This window comes from Streptomyces sp. NPDC104202, assembly GCF_055584185.1.
In genome coordinates this window covers 34,107-57,922 of the sequence record NZ_JBVJMN010000036.1, presented here as the reverse complement: position 1 = coordinate 57,922, position 23,816 = coordinate 34,107, and the positions used below count along the sequence as shown (strand labels likewise).

21 protein-coding genes are annotated in these 23,816 nt (G+C 73.6%); 16 read left to right on the top strand and 5 right to left on the bottom strand.

Going from position 1 to position 23,816, the window contains the following annotated elements; translation table 11 throughout:
• Positions 1-122: 122 nt before the first annotated feature.
• From ACZ60W_RS22745 to ACZ60W_RS22710, 8 genes are all read left to right on the top strand, one after another.
• Entirely contained in the window at positions 123-842 is a 720-nt protein-coding gene (locus tag ACZ60W_RS22745; RefSeq protein ID WP_469757172.1) for a hypothetical protein, read from the top strand.
• A 68-nt stretch (positions 843-910) separates the two neighbouring features.
• Positions 911-1,756: a DegV family protein gene (locus ACZ60W_RS22740; RefSeq protein WP_469757171.1), complete on the top strand. Its 846-nt coding sequence runs from the start codon at positions 911-913 to the stop codon at positions 1,754-1,756.
• 970 nt (positions 1,757-2,726) lie between these two features.
• On the top strand, positions 2,727-3,167 hold the full coding sequence (locus tag ACZ60W_RS22735) for a ComEA family DNA-binding protein (RefSeq protein ID WP_469757170.1): 441 nt from the start codon (positions 2,727-2,729) through the stop codon (positions 3,165-3,167).
• The gene (locus ACZ60W_RS22730; RefSeq protein WP_469757169.1) at positions 3,164-5,785 is read left to right on the top strand and encodes a ComEC/Rec2 family competence protein; all 2,622 of its coding nucleotides are present in this window, start codon (positions 3,164-3,166) and stop codon (positions 5,783-5,785) included. The genes ACZ60W_RS22735 and ACZ60W_RS22730 overlap by 4 nt, the downstream gene beginning before the upstream one ends.
• Positions 5,786-5,918: 133 nt before the next feature.
• Positions 5,919-6,533 carry a winged helix-turn-helix domain-containing protein gene (locus ACZ60W_RS22725; RefSeq protein ID WP_469757168.1) on the top strand — a complete coding sequence of 205 codons (615 nt, stop codon included), beginning with the start codon at positions 5,919-5,921 and terminating at the stop codon, positions 6,531-6,533.
• Between the two features lie 5 nt (positions 6,534-6,538).
• Complete coding sequence (locus ACZ60W_RS22720; protein ID WP_469757167.1) at positions 6,539-7,828, top strand: MFS transporter; 1,290 nt, start codon at positions 6,539-6,541, stop codon at positions 7,826-7,828.
• The gene (locus ACZ60W_RS22715) at positions 7,825-8,718 is read left to right on the top strand and encodes an arylamine N-acetyltransferase family protein (RefSeq protein WP_469757166.1); all 894 of its coding nucleotides are present in this window, start codon (positions 7,825-7,827) and stop codon (positions 8,716-8,718) included. The genes ACZ60W_RS22720 and ACZ60W_RS22715 overlap by 4 nt, the downstream gene beginning before the upstream one ends.
• A gap of 104 nt (positions 8,719-8,822) precedes the next feature.
• Complete coding sequence (locus tag ACZ60W_RS22710; protein WP_469757165.1) at positions 8,823-9,713, top strand: YceI family protein; 891 nt, start codon at positions 8,823-8,825, stop codon at positions 9,711-9,713.
• Positions 9,714-9,765: 52 nt separating this feature from the next.
• Here ACZ60W_RS22710 and ACZ60W_RS22705 read toward each other — a convergent pair whose 3' ends face one another.
• Complete coding sequence (locus tag ACZ60W_RS22705) at positions 9,766-10,026, bottom strand: hypothetical protein (RefSeq protein WP_469757164.1); 261 nt, start codon at positions 10,024-10,026, stop codon at positions 9,766-9,768.
• A gap of 33 nt (positions 10,027-10,059) precedes the next feature.
• Here ACZ60W_RS22705 and holA point away from each other — a divergent pair, with 33 nt between their 5' ends.
• A complete protein-coding gene (holA, locus tag ACZ60W_RS22700) occupies positions 10,060-11,049 on the top strand; it encodes a DNA polymerase III subunit delta (RefSeq protein ID WP_469757163.1) in 990 nt (329 codons plus the stop codon).
• A gap of 276 nt (positions 11,050-11,325) precedes the next feature.
• On the opposite strand, the gene rpsT is transcribed toward holA, so the two are convergent.
• Complete coding sequence (gene rpsT, locus ACZ60W_RS22695; RefSeq protein WP_366306038.1) at positions 11,326-11,592, bottom strand: 30S ribosomal protein S20; 267 nt, start codon at positions 11,590-11,592, stop codon at positions 11,326-11,328.
• 185 nt (positions 11,593-11,777) lie between these two features.
• Here rpsT and lepA point away from each other — a divergent pair, with 185 nt between their 5' ends.
• The 3 genes from lepA (at position 11,778) to hemW (ending at position 17,043) form a co-directional block, all read left to right on the top strand.
• Positions 11,778-13,643, top strand: coding sequence for a translation elongation factor 4 (lepA, locus tag ACZ60W_RS22690; RefSeq protein WP_469757162.1), 1,866 nt, complete (start codon positions 11,778-11,780; stop codon positions 13,641-13,643).
• 231 nt (positions 13,644-13,874) lie between these two features.
• On the top strand, positions 13,875-15,752 hold the full coding sequence (locus ACZ60W_RS22685; protein ID WP_469757161.1) for an AMP-dependent synthetase/ligase: 1,878 nt from the start codon (positions 13,875-13,877) through the stop codon (positions 15,750-15,752).
• A gap of 58 nt (positions 15,753-15,810) precedes the next feature.
• The gene (gene hemW, locus ACZ60W_RS22680) at positions 15,811-17,043 is read left to right on the top strand and encodes a radical SAM family heme chaperone HemW (RefSeq protein WP_469757160.1); all 1,233 of its coding nucleotides are present in this window, start codon (positions 15,811-15,813) and stop codon (positions 17,041-17,043) included.
• 472 nt (positions 17,044-17,515) lie between these two features.
• On the opposite strand, the gene ACZ60W_RS22675 is transcribed toward hemW, so the two are convergent.
• Both ACZ60W_RS22675 and ACZ60W_RS22670 read right to left on the bottom strand, forming a co-directional pair.
• A complete protein-coding gene (locus ACZ60W_RS22675; RefSeq protein ID WP_469757159.1) occupies positions 17,516-18,322 on the bottom strand; it encodes a DUF3097 domain-containing protein in 807 nt (268 codons plus the stop codon).
• Between the two features lie 10 nt (positions 18,323-18,332).
• A complete protein-coding gene (locus ACZ60W_RS22670; protein WP_469757158.1) occupies positions 18,333-19,061 on the bottom strand; it encodes an MBL fold metallo-hydrolase in 729 nt (242 codons plus the stop codon).
• 147 nt (positions 19,062-19,208) lie between these two features.
• Between ACZ60W_RS22670 and hrcA the strand changes: the two genes are divergently transcribed.
• The 4 genes from hrcA to ACZ60W_RS22650 all read left to right on the top strand — a co-directional run bounded on the left by hrcA (position 19,209) and on the right by ACZ60W_RS22650 (position 23,335).
• Complete coding sequence (gene hrcA / locus ACZ60W_RS22665; protein ID WP_376438464.1) at positions 19,209-20,228, top strand: heat-inducible transcriptional repressor HrcA; 1,020 nt, start codon at positions 19,209-19,211, stop codon at positions 20,226-20,228.
• Positions 20,229-21,368 carry a molecular chaperone DnaJ gene (gene dnaJ / locus ACZ60W_RS22660; protein WP_366306051.1) on the top strand — a complete coding sequence of 380 codons (1,140 nt, stop codon included), beginning with the start codon at positions 20,229-20,231 and terminating at the stop codon, positions 21,366-21,368.
• A 144-nt stretch (positions 21,369-21,512) separates the two neighbouring features.
• Complete coding sequence (locus tag ACZ60W_RS22655) at positions 21,513-22,595, top strand: nitronate monooxygenase (protein ID WP_469757157.1); 1,083 nt, start codon at positions 21,513-21,515, stop codon at positions 22,593-22,595.
• Positions 22,592-23,335 carry a 16S rRNA (uracil(1498)-N(3))-methyltransferase gene (locus ACZ60W_RS22650; RefSeq protein ID WP_469757156.1) on the top strand — a complete coding sequence of 248 codons (744 nt, stop codon included), beginning with the start codon at positions 22,592-22,594 and terminating at the stop codon, positions 23,333-23,335. Before ACZ60W_RS22655 ends, ACZ60W_RS22650 begins: the two co-directional genes overlap by 4 nt.
• 86 nt (positions 23,336-23,421) lie before the next feature.
• On the opposite strand, the gene ACZ60W_RS22645 is transcribed toward ACZ60W_RS22650, so the two are convergent.
• Positions 23,422-23,790 (bottom strand): hypothetical protein, encoded by a 369-nt coding sequence (locus ACZ60W_RS22645; RefSeq protein ID WP_469757155.1) that lies wholly within the window; start codon positions 23,788-23,790, stop codon positions 23,422-23,424.
• Between the last annotated feature and the right edge of the window lie 26 nt (positions 23,791-23,816).

Genomic DNA, 23,816 nt, shown 5'->3' with positions numbered 1-23,816 from the left:
GCACACAGGGGTTTCCCCTACGGGCAGGTTGGGGGTTCCGATGGAACCCCCGGCCTGCCTGTTCCGTTTACCGTGGAAGAACCACAGTCGTGGGGATGACGACGGACGCCGGAGGGGCGCACATGGAAGCCACGATTATCACGATCATGGCGCTGCTCTTCTTCGCCTTCGTGGCGCTCGGGGTGTACGCCACGGTGAAGGTCGCGAAGGCCGCCAAACGCGGAGTGGACCGCACCCTCGACCAGGCCCGGCGCACGGTCGAGGACACCACTCTGCGGGCCAAGAGCTTCGGCCAGGCCGGGGTCGCGAGCGAGCTCGCCCGGCTGCGGCTCACCCTGCGCACCTCGATGCGCGCCACCCAGGAGGCGCTGCAGGCGGGCGCCGTCGAGGACGCCTCGCTGAAGGAGTCCCTCGACCTCTTCCACCGGCTCAGCGCCCACGGCCTCGAACTGGACGGCGACCTCAAGCGCCTGGAGCGGGAGCCCGACCGGGCGTGGGTCGCCGGGCAGCTCCCCGAACTCGCCGCACGGACCGAGCGGATCACCGGCTCGGCAGACGCCCTGCGCCGCGCGGCCCGCGACCGGGCGGTCAGGTTCGCCGAGGACGACCTGTCGACGCTCAGCGCCCAGATCGACGTCGAGGCGGGCGCCCTGCGCCACTGGACCGTGCCGGACTCCGCGGCCCCGGGTACCCCGGGCGCCACCCCCGGTGCCCCGCGGCACGGCGAGGCCGCCGCTCCCGGACCGACGGCCGGCGGGGACCAGCCCGCGATCACGGCGCCCGATCCCCGGCGGACCGCCTACCCCTGGGAGAAGACCGCCCGGCCCGAGACGACCACCTGACGCCGCGACCCGGGCGGCGAGGGGGGCCGGGCTGCCACGCGGCGGCAGCGGCGGGTAACCTCCCGCTCATGTCCCGGCATGTCGCGATCGTCACCGATTCCACGGCCTACCTGCCACGCCAGACGAGGGAGCGGCACGCGATCACCACGGTCCCGCTGACCGTCGTCATCGGCGACCGCGCCCTCGAAGAAGGCACCGAGGTCTCGGCGGTGGCCCTCGCCGAGGCCCTGCAGAAGCGGCGGCCCGTCACCACCTCGCGCCCCAACCCCGAGGTGTTCGCCGCAGCCTTCCGCGCGGCGGCCGAGGCCGGGGCCACGGGCGTCGTCTCCCTCCACCTCTCCGCCGAGGTCTCGGGGACCTACGACGCCGCCGTCCTGGCGGCGAAGGACGCGCCCGTGCCCGTACGGGTGGTCGACACCCGCATGATGGGCATGGCGGTGGGGTTCTGCGCCCTCGCGGCGGCGGAGGTCGCCGAGGCCGGCGGCTCGCTCGACGAGGCCGTCGCCGCCGCCGAGAAGCGCGCCGCGGGAACCTCCGCCTACTTCTACGTCGACACCCTCGACTACCTGCGCCGCGGCGGGCGCATCGGCACCGCGCAGGCCCTGCTCGGCTCCGCCCTCGCGGTCAAGCCGCTCCTCGAACTCGACGGCGGGCGCATCGAGCTGCGGGAGAAGGTGCGCACCGCCTCGAAGGCCATCGCGCGCCTCGAGGAGATCGCCGTGGAGCGCGCCGGCTCCGGCGCCGTCGACATCGCCGTCCACCACCTCTCCGCGCCCGAGCGCGCCGCCGCCCTCGCCGACCGGCTCAGGGAGCGGGTGCCGGGAGTCGAGGAACTCCACGTCAGCGAGGTGGGCGCGGTCATCGGCGCTCACACCGGCCCCGGGCTCCTCGCGGTGGTCGTCTCTCCGCGCTGATCCCGCCCGCCTCCTCGTGAGGATGACGGAGTTGTCCACAGCGGACGCTCCGTCCACCGAACGCGAGCGGCCCCGGCACGGTCCGGTCGTGACTCCTACCGTCACGCTCATGACTCTTCGCACAGGCATCGCATCGGCCGCCTCCGGCACCGCCTCCTTCTCCGGCCCGTCGACCAGCGGCCCCGGCAGGCCCCCCGGCTCGGACGGACGGAGCCGCTCCAGGACGTACGGAACGGACCCTGACCGGGCCGGGAGGCACGTCCGGGGCCGGGGGGCCACCACGGCGCCCGGGGCCGGTGCACGGCGGCGGGGCGAGGCCCTGTTCCCTTCGACGGCCCCGCCGGGCGTCGCCCCGCCGGGCGGGAGGGCACTGCCGGATGTGGCACCGGCGACCGAAGAGTCGCTGAGCGTGGGGGAGCCGGGCGGGGAAGCGCCTCCTCCGTGGTCTCTCCTCCCTTCGGCCGCGTCCCCGGCACGGGTGCCGTGGGTGCCGTCGCAGGAGGCGGAGGAGCCGGAGGAACCACCGGCGCCGGAGCGGGGGTCGCCGACGTCCGGGACGAGGACGAGGGGGTGGGCGCGGTGTGCGGCGGCCATCCGGGAACGGACGCCGGTGTGGGTGCAGACGAGGTGCGGGCTCGAACCGAGGACGCTGGCCGCGCTGACGGTGCTCCTCGTCGTGGCCGTGGGGCTGGCGGGTGGCTACTTCTGGAGGGGCAGGCCCGAGCCGGTGCGGGCTCCGGAGCTTGTCCGTGCGGGTGCGGGTGGCGCCGTGGGTGGTGGGGCCGGGGCGGAGGGTGCGGGTGAAGGCGCTGGTGGCGTGGTGGGGCTGCTCGGCGGCGGGCCTGCTGGAGCTGCCGGGCTCGCGGGGTCTGCAGGGTCCGCGGGGCGCGCTGTTCCCGCCGAGCGGGCCGGGCCGGGGACGGGGGCCGGCCTGGGGCCGGCTGCTGGGCCCGCGGGGGCCGGGGCGCAGGTGGTCGTCGACGTGGGCGGCAAGGTGCTCAGGCCCGGGGTGCTGACGCTGCCCGCGGGCTCGCGGGTGGCGGACGCCCTGGAGGCGGCCGGCGGGGCCCGTCCGGGCGCCGATCTCACGGGGCTCAACCGGGCCCGTGTCCTCTTCGACGGGGAGCAGGTGCTCGTCGGTCTGCCAGGAGCGCCGCCGGGCGGCGTGGGCGTCGGTGGGGGCGCGGGCGGAGGAGTCGGCGGTGGGGGCGGACCGGCCGTGCCGTTGAGCCTCAACACGGCGACGGTCGAGCAGCTCGACACGCTGCCCGGCGTCGGACCCGTTCTCGCCCAGCACATCGTCGACCACCGCGTCGAGCACGGCGGATTCCGGTCCGTCGCGGAGTTGCGGGAGGTCAACGGTATCGGTGAGCGACGGTTCGCCGACCTCGAACCGCTGGTGCGGCCGTGAGGCGCGACCCGGAGCCGGTGGAGGACGAAGGTCCGCTGGATCTCCGGCTCGTTCCTCTCGCGGGCGCGGCCTGGGCGGCCGCCGCCTGGGCCGTGGGCGCCACGGGATGGTCGACGGTGGCGGGCGTGACGGTCTGCATGGTGGGTGCCGCGGCCGTGTGGGTGTCGGTTGAGGTGGCGGCGCGGGCGCGGAGGTCGGGTGGGACATCTGCGACCGAGATCGAGATCGAGGCCGAGGCCGAGGCCGGTGCCGGTGCCGGTGCTGGTGCTGGTGCTGGTGCCGGTGTCGGCGGCGGCGGGGGCACGCGTGCGGGCGGGAGCGTGGGTGCCGGCCGGGTGGTGGGGGGTTCGTCGGGGTGGCGGCTGCGGGGGACGGCGTGTGCCGGGATCCTGCTGTGTGCGGCGGCCGGGGGGATGTCGGCGGGGCTGCACGCTGCGGACTTGAGGCGCGGGCCCGTGCCGGTGCTCGCTGCGGAGTACGCGCGGGCGCAGGCCGAGGTGACGGTGACGTCCGACCCGCGGCTGACGAGACCCCGGGTGCGGGGCGACGCGATGGCGCCGGTCTCGGTCGTTCTGGACGGGGAGGTGACCCGGGTCGAGCGGTCGGACGGCATGGTGCACCGGACCAGGGCGCCGGTCCTGTTGATCGTGCCCTCGGGGGAGGGGCGGGAGGAGTGGCTGCGGCTGCTTCCCTCGACCCGGCTGCGGGTCGGTGCCCGGCTCGCGCCGCCGCTGCGGTCCGGAGAGCCGTTCGCCGCGGTGCTCAAGGTCGAGGGGGCGGGGCCCCCGCGGATCGTGGGAGCGCCCAGCGCCGCACAGCGGACGGCGGGAGAGCTGCGGGCAGGGCTGCGGAGGGCCACCGAGGGGCTCGACCCGGACGCCCGGGCCCTGCTGCCCGGGCTGGTGGTCGGGGACACCTCCCGGATCGCCCCCGACCTGCGGGCCGCCTTCGAGGCCGTCGACCTCACCCACCTGCTGGCGGTGTCCGGCAGCAACCTCTCGATCGTCCTGCTGCTGCTCATCGGGCGCCCCGGGCGGGCGCACCAGGTGGAGCGGAAGGGGCTCGCGCCCCGGCTCGGCCTGTCGCTTCGGCTCACCGCGCTGGTGGGCGGCGCGCTGACGACCGCCTTCGTGGTCGTCTGCAGGCCCGATCCGAGCGTGTTGCGCGCGGCCGCTTGCGGAGGCATCGCGTTGCTGGCGATCGGCACCGGCCGACGGAGATCGCTGATCCCCGCCCTGGCGGCCGCGGTCCTGCTGTTGGTTCTCTACGACCCCTGGCTCGCGCGGAGTCACGGCTTTCTGCTCTCCGTCCTGGCGACCGGGTCCCTGCTGACCCTGGGCCCGCGATGGGGCGATGCGCTGAAGGAGCGCCGGGTGCCCGGCCGGCTCGCCGAGGCGCTGGGGGCGGCGCTGGCCGCGCAGGCGGTGTGCGCCCCGGTGGTGGTGGTGTTCGCGGCCCGGGTGAGCCTGGTCGCCGTCCCCGCGAACCTGTTCGCGGAGCTGGCGGTCGCTCCGGCGACGGTGCTCGGGTTCGCCACGCTCGCCTTGGCGCCGGTGTGGGCGTCGGGTGCGGAGGTGCTGGCGTGGGTGGCGGGGTGGCCCGCCGGGTGGATCGCCGGCGTGGCCCGTGGCGGGGCGGCGTTGCCGGGTGCCGAGCTGGTCTGGCCCGGTGGCTGGTGGGGTGGTCTTCTCCTCGCGCTGCTCACGGCGCTGGTGGTGCTCGGGGCGCGCAGGCTGCCGTACCGGGGGCCGGTCGCCGTGGTGCTCGCCGCGTTGCTGCTGGTCGTGGTGGTGCGGCCGGCGCCGCTCGCCCGGTGGGCCACCGGGTGGCCGCCGCACGACTGGGTGTTCGCGATGTGCCAGGTGGGGCAGGGGGACGCGACGGTGCTCGCGGCGGGCGGGGACGCCGCGGTGGTGGTGGACGCGGGACCCGACCCGGCGGCGGTCGACCGCTGCTTGCGGGAACTCGGCGTGATGCGGGTGCCGTTGCTGCTGCTCACCCACTTCCACGCGGACCACGTGGCCGGACTGCCGGGCGTGCTGCGGGGGCGGTCGGTGGGGGCGATCCAGACGACGGGGCTCGAAGAGCCACCTGCGCAGGCGGCGTTCGTGCGGCGTACGGCGACCGCGGCGCGGGTCCCGCTGGTCAGGGCGGGGCCGGGGGAGGAGCGTCGGGTCGGGGCCCTGGCATGGCGGGTGCTCTGGCCTCCGGCGGACGCCAGGGCGGCTGTCGCCGGTGGGGCGCGCGCCGGGCCGAACGACGCCAGCGTCGCGCTGCTCGTCAGGGCCCGGGGCGGGGCGAGTCTGCTGCTCCTCGGCGACCTCGAACCGCCGTCGCAGCGGCAGCTGTTGCGGGCGTACCCCGCACTCCTGCCGGTGGACGTCCTCAAGGTCGCGCACCACGGGTCCGCGCACCAGGACCCGGGGCTGATGGCGGCGGCGCGGCCACGGCTCGCCCTGGTGTCGACGGGCCGGGACAACCCGTACGGGCATCCCTCGCCCCGGACGGTGGGGGCACTGCGGGCGGGCGGTGCGCGGGTCCTGCGGACGGACCGGGACGGGGCGATCGTGGTGGTGGGTGCGGGGAGGGGGCTGATGGCGGTGCCGAGGGGGTGGTGACGGAGGCGGGTACCGGGGGGCGTCCCAGGTGGGCCGAAGCAGCTCGCCGGCGCGCTGGCCCGGGACTGCTGCCCAGGGGAGTCGTGGGTGGAGATTGCTTGTAAAGGAGTCTTTCTAAAGATATCTTTTCATCATGCCGGAGATCAGCGAGCCCGAGGGCGGACAGCCCCGCAGTATCCGACTGACCGACCCCCGCGCCCTGCGGGCCTACGCCCACCCGCTGCGGATGACCCTGGTGGGGCTGCTGCGCGGCAGCGGGCCGTTCACCGCCACCCGGGCGGCCGAGCTGACCGGGGAGTCCGTGGCCAGCTGCTCGTACCACCTGCGGATACTCGCCAAGTACGGGCTCGTGGAGGAGGCGCCGGGCGGGCGGGGGCGGGAGAAGCCCTGGAGGGCGACGGCGCGGTACACGGAGTGGCCCGAGTACAGCGAGGACGCGACGGTGGCGCAGGCCGCCGACGCGCTGAGCCTGGCGGTCATCGAGCGGTACTTCGAGCGGGTCACCCGGGCCATGGAGAACCGGCACCGGCTGCCGAGGGAGTGGCGGGAGGCCGAGGAGTTCGGCGACACCCTGCTCTACCTCACCCCCGAGGAGCTGACCGGCCTCGGGGAGCGGATCGACGCGCTGCTCCGCCCCTACGAGGACCGCCGCTCCGACCCGTCCCTCAGGCCCGAGGGCGCGCGGCAGGTCAGCATCCTGCGGATCGCCCATCTGGACCAGGAAGTCCCCGAGAGCGAAGAGGAGTGAAGGAGATGGCCCTCGTGGAACGTGTACCGGCCCTGCTGCGCGAGCGGTCCTTCCGCCGCTACTGGACCGGCCAGACGGTGTCCCTCGCCGGGGACCAGATATCGCTGATCGCCATCCCGCTCGCCGCCGTCCTGATCCTCGGCGCCGACGCCGCCGCGATGGGCTGGCTCAAGACGGCCGAACTGCTGCCCGCCCTGCTGCTCAACCTGCCGATCGGTGCCTGGGCCGACCGCCAGGCCCACCGCAGACGCGCCATGATCGCCGCCGACGTGGGCCGGGCGGCACTGGTCCTGACGCTCCCCGTGGCCTACGCCCTGGACGCGCTGACGCTCGGCCAGCTGTACGCGGTGGCCTTCGGCATCGGGGCCCTCACCGTTCTCTTCGAGGTCTGCAACACGACCCTCCTCGTGTCGCTCGTCCCCACCGAGGGGTACGTGCAGGCGAACGCGCTGGTCAACGGCAGCCGTTCGATGGCGTGGCTGGCGGGTCCCGGGATCGGCGGCATCCTCGTCCAGGTGCTCAGCGCGCCCTTCGCCCTCGTCGCGGACGCCCTCACCTACCTGGTGTCCGCGGGGTACCTGGCCCGGATCAGGCCCGTCGAGCCCCCGCCGGCCCCCGTGGCCAAGGGGCACTTCAGCGAGGGGATGCGCTGGGTGCTGAGGGAGCCCTCGATGCGGGCGCTGTTCGCGGCGTCCGGCACCATCCAGTTCTTCAACTACATGTTCCACACCCTGTTCGTGCTCTACGCGACCGCCGAACTCGGCATCGGTGCCGGCCTGCTCGGACTGATCCTCGGGGCCGGGGCCGTGGGGGGCCTGCTTGGCGCTGCCTGCGGAGGGGCGGTCGTCCGCAGGATCGGCGTCGGGGCCTCGATCGTCGTCGGCTTCCTCGGGTTCACGCTGCCGCTGCTCCTGATCCCCCTGGCCGGCGGACCGCTTCCGCTGGTGGTGGCCGTCGTGTTCGTGGCGGAGTTCCTCTCCTGCGTCGGGGTGATGCTCGCGGACATCTCCGCGGGGTCCCTGCAGATGGCGCTGATACCGGACGCCGTGCGGGCGCGGGTCATGGGGGCGTTCCGGACGCTCAACCACGGATTCCGTCCGCTCGGCGCGCTCGCCGGCGGCCTGCTCGGCTCCGCGATCGGGCTGCGTCCGACGCTGTGGATCGCGACCGCCGGCGCCGTTCTCGCCGTCCTGTGGCTGTTGCCCTCGCCGCTGCCGAGGATGCGGGAACTTCCCGTCAGGGAGGAGGAAATGATGCCCGTGGAGGAAGAGCCGACCGGCAGACTTCCGGTATGACGACCGCACCGACGCCCCCGACCCCGCCCGTCGCGCCGACGCCCCCGACCCCGCCCACCGCGCCGACGCCCCCGGCCGGGCCGTATGTGCCCCGGTCGTCCGAGGTCGACGCCTATCTGCTGCGCATCGGGGCGGTGCGGCCGGCGCGGGCGGACGCCGCGGCGCTGCGGGAGCTGCACGTGCGGCACCTGCGGCGGGTGCCGTTCGAGAACCTGTCGATCCACCTCGGCGAGGACATCGTCCTGGACGAGAAGGCGCTGCTCGACAAGGTGGTGGGCGCCCGCAGGGGCGGCTTCTGCTACGAGGTCAACACCACCTTCGCCGTCCTGCTCCGGGGCCTGGGCTACCGGGTGGCGCTGCTCCAGGCGCGGGTCATCGGCCCGGAGGGGAGGCCCGGCATCCCGTACGACCACATGGCGTCGCTGGTGGAGACCGCCGACGGGGAGAGGTGGCTGGCCGACGTCGGCTTCGGCGATCACAGCCACTTCCCGCTCGCCTTCGACTCGCGCACCGACCAGGAGGACCCGGGCGGTGTCTTCCGGATCGCGGAGACCGGCGACGGCGACCTGGACGTCCTGAGGGACGGCAAGCCGCAGTACCGGCTGGAGCCCAGGCCGCGCGAGCTCGCCGACTTCACGGCCGGGGCCTGGTACCACCGGACCTCGCCCGACTCGCACTTCCCGCGCTCGCTCATCTGCTCCCTGCTGACCGAGGACGGCCGGGTCACCCTCAGCGACCGGAAGCTGATCACCCGGGCCCACGGCGAGCGCGTCGAGCGGGAGCTGGAGAGCGAGGCGGAGGTGCGGGACGCCTACCGGGACCTGTTCGGGATCGTGCTGGACGCGCTGCCGGTCGTACGGGGAGGGATCGGGGAAAAGCGGAATGCATAATTCGGACCCTCGGTAACACTTGGCTCGTTTGCCTCGAACCCCTCATCGATGATCGAATGCAACTTAGTTGCATGATGAACGAGTCGCACGGGGGTGCGTAAGGAATGCTGGACCGTCTCTTCGGGAAGCGCGCGGCGGGCGCCGCGCGCGGCGGACCGCTCGCCGGCATCGCCGTCCCGCCCTCGGCGGGAGTGCTGAGCTGCCGGGTGCTCGACCCCGTGCACGAACCCGTCCGCCAGGCCGAGTTCGTCGTCAGCGACGCCGCGGGCCGCAAGGTGCTGGCGGGCGAGACCGACCCGTACGGCACGGCGCTCGCGACGGTGCCCGCGGGCGAGTACCGGCTCGCGGTCACCGCCGAGGGGTACACGCCGCACCACGGTTCCGCCGTCGTCGCCGAGGGCGGCCACACCGGCCTCGGCGACGTCCTGCTCCAGGTGGCCCCGCAGCCCCAGCTGCCGGAACCGGGCGACTGGGAGATCGACCCCACGCACTCGCAGATCGGCTTCACCGCCCGGCACATCGGGCTCGCCCGGATCCACGGCCGGTTCAACGGCTTCGCGGGGGCGGTGCGGATCGCCGACCGCATGGAGCAGTCGGCGATGCACGTCGTCATCGACGCGGCCTCCATCGACACCGGCGTCCAGATGCGGGACGACCACCTGCGTTCCGGTGACTTCCTGGACGTCGGCGTCCATCCGACGCTCGAGTTCTTCAGCGAGCGGTTCACCCACCGGGGCGGGAACCGCTGGGCCGTCACCGGCGCCCTCACCCTCCACGGCGTGAGCCGCACGGTGACGCTGGACACCCGCTACCTGGGCCTCGGCAGCGGCCTGGAGGGCGAGACGCGGGCCGCCTGCCGCGCCACCACCGAGCTGCACCGCGAGGACTTCACGCTCACCTGGCAGACGCTGCTCGCGCGGGGCATCGCGGCCGTCGGGTCCAGCATCAGCATCGACCTCGACATCCAGATCGTCCCCAAGAAGGCACAGGGCTGAGGAGCCGCCGGAGGCCCTCCCCGCCTCCCTCGCCGCGGGGCGCCCACGGTGCCTACGGGGACTCCAGCCAGCCCTCGTACTCGGCGGCCAGCGCGTCCAGGGCCGCCGGGTCGAGCCGGCCCTCCGGGTCCTCCACGACCACCAGCCACTGGGCGTCCTCGGCGTCGTCCTCCCCGGCCAGGGCGTCCCGGACGAGCTGGGGCTCCTCGGGCACGCCGAACCGGTCGGGGAGCTCGCCCGCGACCTCTTCGGCGGTGTCGCGGTCGGGCAGTACCAGTACGTGTCGTTCGCTCACCCCGTCATTCTCGGGCATGGCTGTCGGTGGCCCGTGGGATGCTGGAGCGCGATGGCCACCAGAAAGACTTCCCCCGACGACCTCCTCGGCCCCGTGACCCTCGCGGTGGGGCAGGAGGACCTGCTCCTCGACCGCGTCGTCCAGGAGGTGGTCGCCGCCGCGCGGGCCGCCGACGCCGACACGGACGTGCGCGACCTCACCTCCGACCAGCTCCAGCCCGGGACGCTGGTCGAGCTCACCAGCCCCTCGCTCTTCGCCGAGCGCAAGGTGCTCGTCGTCCGGAACGCGCAGGACCTCTCCGCCGACTCCGTCAAGGACGTCAAGGCCTACCTCGCCGACCCCGTCGAGGACATCTCCCTCGTCCTCCTCCACGCCGGCGGCGCCAAGGGCAAGGGCCTGCTCGACGCCGCGCGCAAGGCCGGCGCGCGCGAGGTCGCCTGCCCCAAGACGACGAAGCCGGCGGAACGGCTCACGTTCGTCCGCCAGGAGTTCCGCACCCTCGGGCGCTCCGCCACGCCCGAGGCCTGCCAGGCCCTCGTCGACTCCATCGGCAGCGACCTGCGGGAGCTCGCCTCCGCCATCGCCCAGCTGACCTCCGACGTGGACGGCACCATCGACGAGGCCGTCGTCGGGCGGTACTACACCGGCCGCGCCGAGGCCTCCTCCTTCAACGTCGCCGACCGCGCCGTCGAGGGCCGTGCCGCCGAGGCCCTGGAGGCGCTGCGCTGGTCGCTGTCCACCGGGGTCGCGCCCGTGCTCATCACCAGCGCGCTCGCCCAGGGCGTCCGCGCCATCGGCAAGCTCTCCTCCGCCCGAGGCGGCCGGCCCGCCGACCTCGCGCGCGAGCTCGGCATGCCGCCCTGGAAGATCGACCGGGTCCGCCAGCAGATGCGCGGCTGGACCCCGGACGGCGTCTCCCTGGCCCTGCGCGCGATCGCCGAGGCGGACGCCGGGGTCAAGGGCGGCGGCGACGATCCCGAGTACGCCCTGGAGAAGGCGGTCGTCGCCGTGGCGCGAGCGGCCCGGCTGCGACGCGCCTGAGCGGACCGGAGGGACCGGGCCGGCGCCCGGCGCGGCCTCCCCGGTCCGGGCGCCGGCCCGGGTGCGGGTCGACGGCGCGGCCCGGGCGCGTGCGGCGCACCGCGCCCGGGTACGGCGAAGGCCCCGCCGGCTCCCGGGGAGGAGACGGCGGGGCCTTCGACGTGAAGACGGTGGGCTCGCACCCGCGTGGCGAACGCGTCCGCGTGCGAGTCCGGGTGGTCGGGAGGGAGCGGGAGAGAGGGCCCGCTGGGTCCCTTACGACCGTGAGATCAGAGCTCAGCCCTGGAGGGAGGCAACCTTGATCGCCAGCGCCGACTTCTTGTTGGCGGCGGCGTTCTTGTGGATGACACCCTTCGAGACAGCCTTGTCGAGCTGACGCGAGGCGGCGCGAGAGGCGACGGTGGCCTTCTCGAGGTCGCCGGCGGCGACAGCCTCACGGGCCTTGCGGATCGCGGTCTTGAGCGACGACTTGACGGCCTTGTTGCGCAGGCGCGCCTTCTCGTTGGTCTTGTTCCGCTTGATCTGGGACTTGATGTTCGCCACTGAAAGAGCCTTTACAGGTTCGATGTTCCTTCTGGATGTGATCTCGCAGGCTGAGAGGGCACACGAGACACAGCCGTCCACGTTACCAGTCACCCTCCGGGCCGCCCAAACCGGGCGCCGGGCGACGGGCATGGGACCATGGAGCCTACGTATCGATCCGACATCGCCCCGAGACGAGACCCTGCGTGCCCGCGACTCCTACCAACGTGCCCGAGCCGAGCCGTACCGACCCGGCTCTGATCCGCAACTTCTGCATCATCGCGCACATCGACCACGGCAAGTCCACGCTCGCCGACCGGATGCTCCAGCTGACCGGTGTGGTCGACCAGCGGCAGATGCGTGCCCAGTACCTCGACCGCATGGACATCGAGCGGGAGCGCGGCATCACGATCAAGTCCCAGGCGGTCCGCCTGCCCTGGGCGCCCACCGACGGGCAGGGTGAGGGCAGGACGCACATCCTGAACATGATCGACACCCCCGGGCACGTCGACTTCACGTACGAGGTCTCCCGGTCGCTGGCGGCCTGCGAGGGCACGATCCTGCTGGTCGACGCGGCCCAGGGCATCGAGGCGCAGACCCTCGCCAACCTGTACCTGGCGATGGAGAACGACCTCACCATCGTCCCGGTGCTGAACAAGATCGACCTGCCGGCCGCCCAGCCGGAGAAGTTCTCCGAGGAGCTGGCGAACCTCATCGGCTGCCAGCCGGAGGACGTGCTGAAGGTCTCCGCGAAGACCGGCATGGGCGTCGAGGCGCTGCTCGACCGGGTGGTCCGGGACGTTCCGGCCCCGGTCGGCGTCGCGGACGCCCCCGCGCGCGCGATGATCTTCGACTCCGTGTACGACTCGTACCGGGGCGTCGTGACGTACGTCCGGGTCGTCGACGGCCAGCTCAACAAGCGCGAGCGCATCAGGATGATGTCGACCGGCGCCACCCACGAGCTGCTGGAGATCGGCGTCTCGTCGCCGGAGATGACGGCGTCCGACGGTCTCGGCGTCGGCGAGGTCGGCTACCTGATCACCGGTGTGAAGGACGTCCGCCAGTCCAAGGTCGGTGACACGATCACCTCCCTGAACAAGGGCGCGACCGAGGCGCTCGGCGGCTACAAGGACCCCAAGCCGATGGTGTTCTCGGGTCTCTACCCGCTGGACGGCTCGGAGTACCCGGACCTGCGCGAGGCGCTCGACAAGCTCCAGCTCAACGACGCCGCGCTGGTGTACGAGCCGGAGACGTCCGCCGCGCTCGGCTTCGGTTTCCGCGTCGGCTTCCTCGGCCTGCTCCACCTCGACGTGATCCGCGAGCGGCTGGAGCGCGAGTTCGGCCTCGACCTGATCGCCACCGCCCCCAACGTGGTCTACCGCGTGGTCATGGAGGACGGCAGCGAGCACACGGTCACGAACCCGAGCGAGTTCCCCGAGGGCAAGATCGACGACGTCTTCGAGCCCGTCGTGCGCGCGACGATCCTCGCCCCCAGCGAGTTCATCGGCGCGATCATGGAGCTCTGCCAGACCCGGCGCGGCACGCTGATCGGCATGGACTACCTCTCCGAGGACCGGGTGGAGATCCGCTACACCCTGCCCCTCGCCGAGATCGTCTTCGACTTCTTCGACCAGCTGAAGTCCAAGACCCGCGGGTACGCCTCCCTGGACTACGAGCCCACCGGCGAGCAGGCGTCCAGCCTGGTCAAGGTCGACATCCTGCTGCACGGCGACAAGGTGGACGCGTTCTCCGCCGTCACCCACAAGGACGCCGCGTACGCCTACGGCGTGCGGCTCGTCGCCAAGCTGCGCGAGCTCATCCCGCGGCAGGCGTTCGAGGTGCCGATCCAGGCCGCGATCGGCTCCCGGGTGATCGCCCGCGAGACCATCCGCGCCATCCGCAAGGACGTCCTCGCCAAGTGCTACGGCGGTGACATCTCCCGTAAGCGGAAGCTGCTGGAGAAGCAGAAGGAAGGCAAGAAGCGCATGAAGATGGTCGGCTCGGTGGAGGTGCCGCAGGAGGCCTTCATCGCCGTCCTGTCGAGCGACGAGTCCTCCGGCAAGAAGAAGTAGCGGGGCGGGCGGCGGATAGCTGCCCCGTGCATCGAACGGGTCCACGCGCAGGCGGCGCGTGGACCCGTTCGTTATGAAGCGACGCCCTGCTAGCCCTTACGCGCCGGTCCCCTGGCCTTTACTCTGATCCCGACTCGAAGGTTACTCGCCAGTTAGTTACGCAGTCACAGCCACAGCTTTGGTTTCGTAGTACGCACCGCCAGAAGGCACCGCCGCCGCCCGGAGGACGTCGTGAGCGACACACAGACCCTGATCGAGAACCGGCCGCCCTCCGTGGCGGCGCTCTTCCTTGAGCGCGTCGGGCGGACTCCGGACGCGGAGGCCTACCGCTATCCCGTGGCCGCCGCCTCCGGCGCCGGTCCCGACGAGTGGAAGTCGCTCAGCTGGGGCCAGGCCGCCGAGCGGGTCTTCGCGATCGCCGCCGGCCTCGTCGACCTCGGCGTCCAGCCGGAGGAGCGCGTCGCCCTCGCCTCCTCCACCCGCGTCGAGTGGATCCTCGCCGACCTCGGCGTGATGTGCGCGGGCGCCGCGACCACCACGGTCTACCCGCAGACCAACGCCGAGGAGTCGGCGTTCATCCTGGCGGACTCCGAGTCCCGGGTCCTCATCGCCGAGGACGCCGCGCAGCTCGCCAAGGCCGTCGAGCGCCGCGCCGAGCTCCCGAACCTGCACCACGTGGTCGTCCTCGACGCCGCCGGCGTGGAGAGCGACGGCGACTGGATCCTCACCCTCGCCGAGCTGGAGACCCGCGGCCGCGCCTACCTGGAGGACCACCCCGAGGCGGTCAAGGAGCGGGTCGGGGCGATCACCTCCACCCAGCTCGCCACCGTCATCTACACCTCGGGCACCACCGGCCGCCCCAAGGGCGTCCGCCTCCCGCACGACAACTGGTCGTACATGGCCAAGGCCATCGCCGCGACCGGGCTCGTCACCCAGGACGACGTCCAGTACCTGTGGCTGCCCCTCGCCCACGTCTTCGGCAAGGTCCTCACCTCCGGCCAGATCGAGGTCGGCCACGTCACCGCCGTCGACGGCCGTGTCGACAAGATCATCGAGAACCTTCCGGTGGTCCAGCCGACCTACATGGCCGCCGTCCCGCGCATCTTCGAGAAGGTCTACAACGGCGTCGCCGCCAAGGCCCGCGCCGGCGGCGGAGCCAAGTACAAGATCTTCCAGTGGGCCGCCGAGGTCGCCCGCACGTACGCCAGGACCACCCAGGACAACTTCCGCCGCACCGGCACCGCCTCCGCGCCCTTCGGCCTCACGGCCAAGCACAAGGTCGCCGACGCGCTCGTCTACGGCAAGATCCGCGAGGCGTTCGGCGGCAACCTGCGCGCCTGCATCTCCGGCTCCGCCGCGCTCGCCCCCGACATCGGCTACTTCTTCGCCGGCGCCGGCATCCACATCCTGGAGGGGTACGGCCTCACCGAGTCCTCCGCCGCCTCCTTCGTCAACCCCGGCGAGGCCTACCGCACCGGCACCGTCGGCAAGCCGCTCCCCGGCACCGAGGTCCGCATCGCCGACGACGGCGAGATCCTGCTCCGCGGCCCCGGCATCATGGAGGGCTACCACGGCCTGCCCGAGAAGACCGCCGAGGTCCTGGAGTCGGACGGCTGGTTCCACACCGGAGACATCGGCGAGCTGTCCGCCGACGGCTACCTCCGCATCACCGACCGCAAGAAGGACCTGATCAAGACGTCCGGCGGCAAGTACATCGCGCCGGCCGAGGTCGAGGGCCAGTTCAAGGCCGTCTGCCCGTTCGTCTCGAACATCCTCGTCCACGGCGCCGACCGGAACTTCTGCACCGCCCTCATCGCCCTCGACGAGCCCGCCCTCCTCGGGTGGGCCGCCGAGCACGGCCTCGGCGGCAGGACGTACGCCGAGGTCGTCGCCGACGAGCGCACCCAGAAGCTGATCCAGGGCTACGTCGACCGCCTCAACGAGGGCCTCCAGCGCTGGCAGACGATCAAGAAGTTCCGGCTGCTGCCCCGTGACCTCGACATCGAGCACGGCGAGCTCACCCCCTCGCTGAAGCTGAAGCGGCCCGTCGTCGAGCGCGAGTACAAGGACCTCATCGAGGAGATGTACGCCGGCTCGCGCGAGTCCTGACCCGCCCGCCCGGCCGCACCCCGGCCGGGCACCACGGGCGGTACGGGACAATGGGCTCATGCCTTCCGTACTGCCCGATGGTGAGCCCGTGCCCGACGACGGGGCGCTGCCCCCGCACGCCCTCGAAGGGGCGGGGGAGCGGCCCCTCGGGTTCTACCTGCACGTGCCGTACTGCGCCACGCGGTGCGGCTACTGCGACTTCAACACGTACACGGCGAGCGAGCTGCGCGGTACGGGAGGCGTGCTCGCCTCCCGGGACAACTACGCCGAGCAGGTCGTCGACGAGATCCGGCTCGCCCGCAAGGTGCTCGGCGACGACCCGCGGCCCGTCCGGACCGTCTTCGTCGGCGGCGGCACCCCCACGCTCCTCGCCGCCGGCGACCTCGTGCGGATGCTGGGGGCGATCCGCGACGAGTTCGGGCTCGCCGACGACGCCGAGATCACCACGGAGGCCAACCCCGAGTCCGTGGACCCGGCCTACCTCGCGCGGCTCCGCGAGGGCGGCTTCAACCGGATCTCCTTCGGCATGCAGAGCGCCCGGCAGCACGTCCTGAAGATCCTCGACCGGACCCACACGCCCGGCCGTCCCGAGGCGTGCGTCGCCGAGGCGCGCGCCGCCGGGTTCGACCACGTCAACCTCGACCTCATCTACGGCACCCCCGGCGAGTCCGACGACGACTGGCGTGCCTCCCTCGACGCCGCCATCGGCGCGGGACCCGACCACGTCAGCGCCTACGCCCTCATCGTCGAGGAAGGCACCCAGCTCGCCCGCCGTATCCGCCGCGGCGAGGTCCCCATGACCGACGACGACGTCCACGCCGACCGGTACCTGATCGCCGACGAAGCCTTCGAGAAGGCCGGCTTCACCTGGTACGAGGTCTCCAACTGGGCCACCTCCGAGGCCGGCCGCTGCCTCCACAACGAGCTGTACTGGCGCGGCGCCGACTGGTGGGGCGCCGGGCCCGGGGCGCACTCGCACGTCGGCGGCGTGCGGTGGTGGAACGTGAAGCACCCCGGCTCCTACGCCGCCGCGCTGGCCGCCGGGAAGTCGCCGGGGGCCGGGCGCGAGCTGCTCTCGGACGAGGACCGGCGCGTCGAGCGGATCCTCCTCGAACTCCGGCTCCGCGAGGGGTGCCCCCTCGCGCTCCTGCGGCCCGCCGGGCTCGCCGCGGCCGAGCGGGCGCTCGCGGACGGGCTCCTCGCGGAGGAGGCGTTCGGGGAGGGGCGGGCGGTGCTGACGCTTCGCGGGCGGCTGCTCGCCGACGCCGTCGTCCGCGACCTGGTCGACTGACCCTCCCGGGCGGTGCCTGCGGCTGCCTCTCCCGGCCGGTGCCTGCGGCTGCGGGGCCGGACCCGCCTCGTCGTGGACAGCGTTCCGCCGGGCCCGCGGCGTCCCCGGGACGGGGCCGGTGCCACGACCGTTGTGGGCCATCGTTCCGCTGGGGCGCAACGGGTGGGCACGACGGAACGGCGCCCCGTGCCGGGCCGGGGCTTTCGGGCCTGAACCCGCACCCGTTGTGCACCGCCTTGTGGGTGCGGGCCTGGGTGCGAGGGGGCGGAGGCGCCGCCCAGGGCGCCGTCCCGTGTGCCCACCCGTCCCGCCCAGCGGGACGATCGCCCACACGGAGGCGCGCCGCCCAGGCCCGGCGCGGGCGCTTGCCGTGGGGTGGGTGGACCATGGCCCCCGGCCGTCACGGTGGCGGCTTGGACCGACGCCGGGAGGGGCCGACCGGCCGCGGCCCGTGTGGGGGTGGGAGGTGGGGCTACGGGGCGGTGACGAAGTCGATGAGGTGTTCCACGGGGGCGAGGAGGGTGGGTTCGAGGTCCTTGTAGGAGTGGACGCGGCGGAGGATGGCCTGCCAGACGGCGCCGGTGTTGTCGGAGGGCCAGCCGAGGGCGCGGCAGGCCCCGGTCTTCCAGTCCTGGCCGCGGGGGACGGAGGGCCAGGCGGGGATGCCGAGGGAGGAGGGCTTCACGGCCTCCCAGACGTCGATGTAGGGGTGGCCGACGACGAGGACGTCGGGGGAGGCCACCTGGGCGGCGATGCGGGACTCCTTGGAGCCGGGGACCAGGTGGTCGACGAGGACGCCGAGGCGGGCGTCGGGGCCGGGGCCGAAGGCGGCGACGAGGTCGGGGAGGTGGTCGACGCCCTCCAGGTACTCGACGACGACGCCCTCGATCCGCAGGTCATCGCCCCAGACGCGTTCGACGAGCTCGGCGTCGTGGCGGCCCTCGACGTAGATCCGGCCGGCGCGGGCGACGCGCGCGCGGGCGCCGGGGACGGCGACGGAGCCGGAGGCCGTACGGGTGGGGCGGGCCGGGGCGGCGGCGGAGGGGCGGACCAGGGTGACGACGCGGCCCTCCAGGAGGAATCCGCGCGGTTCGAGGGGGAAGACCCGGTGCTTGCCGAAGCGGTCCTCCAGGGTGACCGTGCCGGCCTCGCAGCGGATGACCGCCCCACAGAAGCCGGTGACGACCTCCTCGACGACGAGGTCGGGGTCGGCCGGGATCTCGGGGACGGCCTTCGGCTTCTTCCAGGAGGGCGTCAGGTCCGGGTCGTAGCTCCGCATTCGGGCGACGTTATGACACCTCGAAGCGGTGTGCCAGTTCCTCCCGCTGGCGTCGCACGAACGCGGCGTCGACCACCGCGCCGTGGCCGGGGACGTACACCGCGTCGGGGCCGCCGAGGCGGAGCAGCCGGTCGAGGGCGTCCGGCCAGCGGGAGGGGATGGCGTCCGGGCCGGCCTGGGGTTCGCCCGACTCCTCGACCAGGTCGCCGCAGAAGACGACCTCGCGGTCGCCGGGGACGCAGAGGGCGAGGTCGTGGCCGGTGTGGCCGGGGCCGACGTTGGCGAGGAGGACCTGGCGGCCGCCCAGGTCGAGCGTCCACTCGCCGGAGACGACGTGCCGGGGCACCACGAGGACGTCCACCGCCTCGGCGGCGGCCGCCGCGTCGAGTCCCTGCTCCACGGCGTCGCCGCGCAGCGCCTCGCGCTCCCGCTCCCGGGCGAGGAGGTCGTCCGAGCCGACCGCGCCGAAGACCTCGGCGCCGGCGAAGGCGGCCGTGCCGAGCACGTGGTCGAAGTGCGGATGGCTCAGTGCGATGTGTGTCACTCTCCGCCCGCCCGTGAGGTCCGCGACCTGGCCGCGCAGCTCCGCGCCCTCCGCGAGCGAGGAGCCGGTGTCGTACAGCAACACCCCCTGTTCTCCCAGGACCAGTCCGACCGTGGCGTCCCAGCCGGGCAGCCGGCGCCGGCCCACCCCGTCCGCGAGACGCTGCCATCCGTGCGCTTCCCAATCCACGTCCATGCGGCGACGCTAGCCGGTGGGGGCGCCGCCTCCTTGCCAGGAGCGATGCCCGCCGCCGTACACTGACCGGGGATCGCTGGCACTCGGACCGGGTGAGTGCCAAAAGCGGAGCAACCGGAATGACGACGACAGCTGGAGGTGCGCACGATGCTCAGCGAACGCAGACTCGAGGTGCTGCGCGCCATCGTCCAGGACTACGTCGGGACGGAGGAGCCCGTCGGCTCCAAGGCGCTCACCGAGCGGCACAAGCTCGGCGTCTCGCCCGCCACCGTGCGCAACGACATGGCGGTCCTGGAGGAGGAGGGCTACATCGCCCAGCCTCACACCAGCGCGGGCCGCATCCCGACCGACAAGGGCTACCGGCTCTTCGTCGACCGGCTGGCCGGCGTCAAGCCGCTGTCGACGCCCGAGCGGCGCGCCATCCACAACTTCCTCGACGGCGCGGTCGACCTGGACGACGTCGTCGGGCGCACCGTCCGGCTGCTCGCCCAGCTGACGCGTCAGGTCGCGGTCGTCCAGTACCCCTCGCTGACGCGTTCGACGGTCCGGCACGTGGAGCTGCTCTCGCTGGCGCCCGCCCGCCTGATGCTGGTGCTCATCACGGACACCGGCCGGGTGGAGCAGCGGGTCGTGGACTGCCCGGCGCCGTTCGGCGAGACCTCGCTGGCCGACCTGCGGGCGCGGTTGAACAGCAGGGTCGTCGGGCGCCGGTTCGCGGACGTGCCGCAACTGGTGCAGGACCTTCCCGAGTCCTTCGAGGAGATCGAGGACCGCGCCACGGTGTCCACCGTGCTCGCGACCCTCCTGGAGACCCTCGTCGAGGAGCACGAAGAGCGGCTCATGATCGGCGGCACCGCCAATCTGACCCGCTTCGGACACGATTTCCCCCTGATGATCAGGCCCGTCCTGGAAGCCCTGGAGGAGCAGGTCGTGCTCCTCAAGCTGCTCGGCGAGGCCAAGGAATCGGGCATGACCGTACGCATCGGGCACGAGAACGCCCACGAGGGGCTGAGCTCCACGTCCGTCGTCTCGGTCGGCTACGGTTCGGGCGGCGAGGCAGTCGCCAAACTCGGCGTGGTCGGACCGACCCGCATGGACTACCCCGGAACGATGGGAGCGGTACGCGCAGTGGCACGTTACGTCGGACAGATCCTGGCGGAGTCGTAAGTGGCCACGGACTACTACGCCGTACTCGGCGTGCGCCGCGACGCGTCCCAGGACGAGATCAAGAAGGCCTTCCGGAGGCTCGCGCGCGAGCTGCACCCGGACGTCAATCCCGATCCGAAGACGCAGGAACGCTTCAAGGAGATCAACGCCGCCTACGAGGTCCTGTCGGACCCGCAGAAGAAGCAGGTCTACGACCTGGGCGGCGACCCCCTGTCGGCCTCCGGCGGGGGCGGCGCGGGCGGCTTCGGCGCCGGTGGCTTCGGCAACTTCTCCGACATCATGGACGCCTTCTTCGGCACGGCCTCGCAGCGCGGACCGCGCTCGCGGACCCGCCGGGGCCAGGACGCCATGATCCGTCTGGAGATCGACCTCAACGAGGCGGCCTTCGGCACCACCAAGGACATCCAGGTCGACACGGCGGTCGTCTGCACGACCTGCTCGGGCGAGGGCGCCGCTCCCGGCACCTCCGCGCAGACCTGTGACATGTGCCGCGGCCGCGGCGAGGTCTCGCAGGTCACCCGGTCCTTCCTGGGCCAGGTCATGACCTCGCGTCCCTGCCCGCAGTGCCAGGGCTTCGGCACGGTCGTCCCGACGCCGTGCCCCGAGTGCGCGGGCGACGGCCGGGTCCGGTCCCGCCGGACCCTCACGGTCAAGATCCCGGCCGGCGTCGACAACGGCACCCGCATCCAGCTGGCGGGCGAGGGCGAGGTCGGCCCCGGCGGCGGCCCCGCCGGCGACCTGTACGTCGAGATCCACGAGACGCCGCACGACACGTTCCAGCGGCGCGGCGACGACCTGCACTGCACGGTCACGATCCCGATGACGGCGGCCGCGCTCGGCACCAAGGTGCAGCTGCAGACCCTGGACGGCCTGGAGGAGATCGACATCCGGCCGGGCACGCAGTCCGGCCAGTCGATCCCGCTGCACGGGCGGGGCGTCACGCACCTGCGGGGCAACGGCCGGGGCGACCTGATCGTGCACGTCGAGGTGCAGACTCCGGGCAAGCTCGACGCGGAGCAGGAGCGGCTGCTGCGCGAACTGGCCAAGCTGCGCGGCGAGGAGCGGCCCACGGGCCAGTTCCAGCCGGGCCAGCAGGGGCTGTTCTCGCGGCTGAAGGACGCCTTCAACGGGCGGACCTGACCGGAGCCGGAAGCGGACGGAGGGGGCGGGACGGCGGTGCGCCGGCCCGCCCCCTCCGGCGTTCCGCCGGGCCACCGGAATGAGTGCCTCCGGGACCTGACGTACCGATTCGGCCCGGAAGCAGGGGCATGACACGATGCCCATATGTCCACCACCGCACTGAACGGTCTCTCTCGGTTCCCGATCGTGCAGGCCCCCATGGCGGGTGGCGCCTCCTGTCCCGAACTCGTCGGAGCCGTCTGCGAGGCCGGGGCGCTCGGCTTCCTGGCCGGCGGGTACAAGACGGCCGGCGGCCTGTACCAGGAGATCAAGCAGGTGCGCGGGCTCACCGCACGCCCCTTCGGCGTCAACCTCTTCATGCCGCAGGGCGGGCGGCCCGCCGACCCCGCCGCGGTCGAGGTCTACCGCCACCAGCTCGCCGGCGAGGCCAGCTGGTACGAGACCCCGCTCGGCGAGGCGGACGACAGCCGCGACGACGCCTACGAGGCCAAGCTGGCGATCCTCAGGGAGGACCCGGTCCGCGTGGTCTCCTTCACGTTCGGCTGCCCGGAGCCCGAGGTCCTCGCCTCCTTCGCCCGGGTCGGCACGTACACCGTGGTCACCGTCACCTCCGCCGAGGAGGCGCTCGCCGCCGAGGAGGCCGGCGCCGACGCCGTCTGCGTCCAGGGCGTCGAGGCCGGCGGCCACCAGGGCACCTACCGCGACGACCCCGCCGACGAGGGCGCCCCGGGGACCGGGCTGCTCGCCCTCGTCACCCAGGTCCGCGAGCGGGTCGGGCTGCCGCTCCTCGCCGCCGGCGGGATCATGCGCGGCGCGCAGATCGCCGCGGTCCTCGCCGCCGGAGCCGACGCGGCCCAGCTCGGCACCGCCTTCCTCGGCTGCCCCGAGTCCGGCGCCCACCCGCTCCACAAGCGGGCCCTGACCGACCCGCTGTTCACCCGGACCGCCCTCACCCGGGCCTTCTCCGGACGCCCGGCCCGCGGCCTCGTCAACCGCTTCATGCGCGAGCACGGGCCGTACGCCCCCGCCGCCTATCCCGAGATCCACCACCTCACCGCCCCGATCCGCAAGGCCGCCGCCGCCGCGGGCGACGCCCAGGGCATGGCCCTGTGGGCCGGTCAGGGCCACCGGCTCGCCCGCGGACTCCCCGCCGGGCAGCTGGTCGAGGTGCTGGCCGCCGAACTCGACACCGCCCTCTCCGAGCTGGCCCACAGGAGCGCCCCATGACCGCACCCGTCTTCGTCGTCGACACCCTCCCCGACACCCGGCAGCTCGTCCTGGACGGGGCCGAGGGCCGGCACGCCGTCTCCGTGAAGCGGCTGGAGCCGGGGGAGGCCGTCGTCCTCACCGACGGCCGGGGCCGCTGGGCCGACTGCGTGGTGACGGCCGCGGAGGGCAAGGACCGGCTGACGGTGGAGGTCTCGTCCGTGCACGAGGACGCGCCGGAGGAGCCGCGGATCACCGTCGTCCAGGCGCTCCCCAAGGGCGACCGGGGCGAGCTGGCGGTCGAGACGATGACCGAGACCGGCGTCGACGCGATCGTGCCGTGGTCCGCCGCCCGCTGCATCACCCAGTGGCGGGGCGACCGCGGTCTCAAGGCCCTCGGCAAGTGGCGCTCCACCGCGCGCGAGGCGGGCAAGCAGTCGCGCCGGACCCGCTTCCCCGAGGTCGCGGAGCCGATGAGCACCAAGCAGGTCGCCGCGCTCCTCGCGGACGCCGACTTCGCGGCCGTCCTGCACGAGGACCGCGACCACCCCAGCGGGGCGCTCGCCACCGCCGCCCTCCCGGAGAAGGGCTCGATCGTGCTGGTCGTCGGCCCCGAGGGCGGGGTCTCGCCGGACGAGCTCGCCGTGTTCGAGGCCGCCGGGGCCAAGCCGTACCGGCTCGGCCGCAGCGTGCTGCGCACCTCCACGGCCGGCACGGCGGCCGCGTCCCTGGTCCTGGGCCGCACCGGCCGCTGGAGCTAGGGGGCGCCCCGCCGACCATGCCCGGGCTCGCGGCGTGATCGGCGAGACCCCCCTGGGGGGCCGTCCCCCGGCGCCCGGCGGGGCTCTCAGGCGTCCCGGCCGCCGGCCGCCGGCGCCAGGGTGTCGTAGAGGGGCCAGGCGTCCTCCTCGACGACGCCGTGGGCGGTGGGGAGGAGGCCGCGGGCGGCGGCCTCGTCGAGGAAGCGGCGGACGACGCCCGGCATGTTCAGGTTGAGGATCGCGCCGTCGGCCGAGGCCACGTCGCCCAGCCCGAAGGGGTACCCGGCCACGACGCGGCCCGGGCCGCCCCGGAAGACCAGCCGCAGCTGGGCGTGGGGGTGCTCCGCGCGCCGCAGCGACAGCACCGTCCGGCAGTCGGGGTGGCGGTGCCGGACGTTCCAGAGCCACACGGTGCCGTCCACGGTCAGCCTGCGCGGCGCGTTCTCCCGTCTCATGCCGGGCACCCTACGCGGCGCCGTCC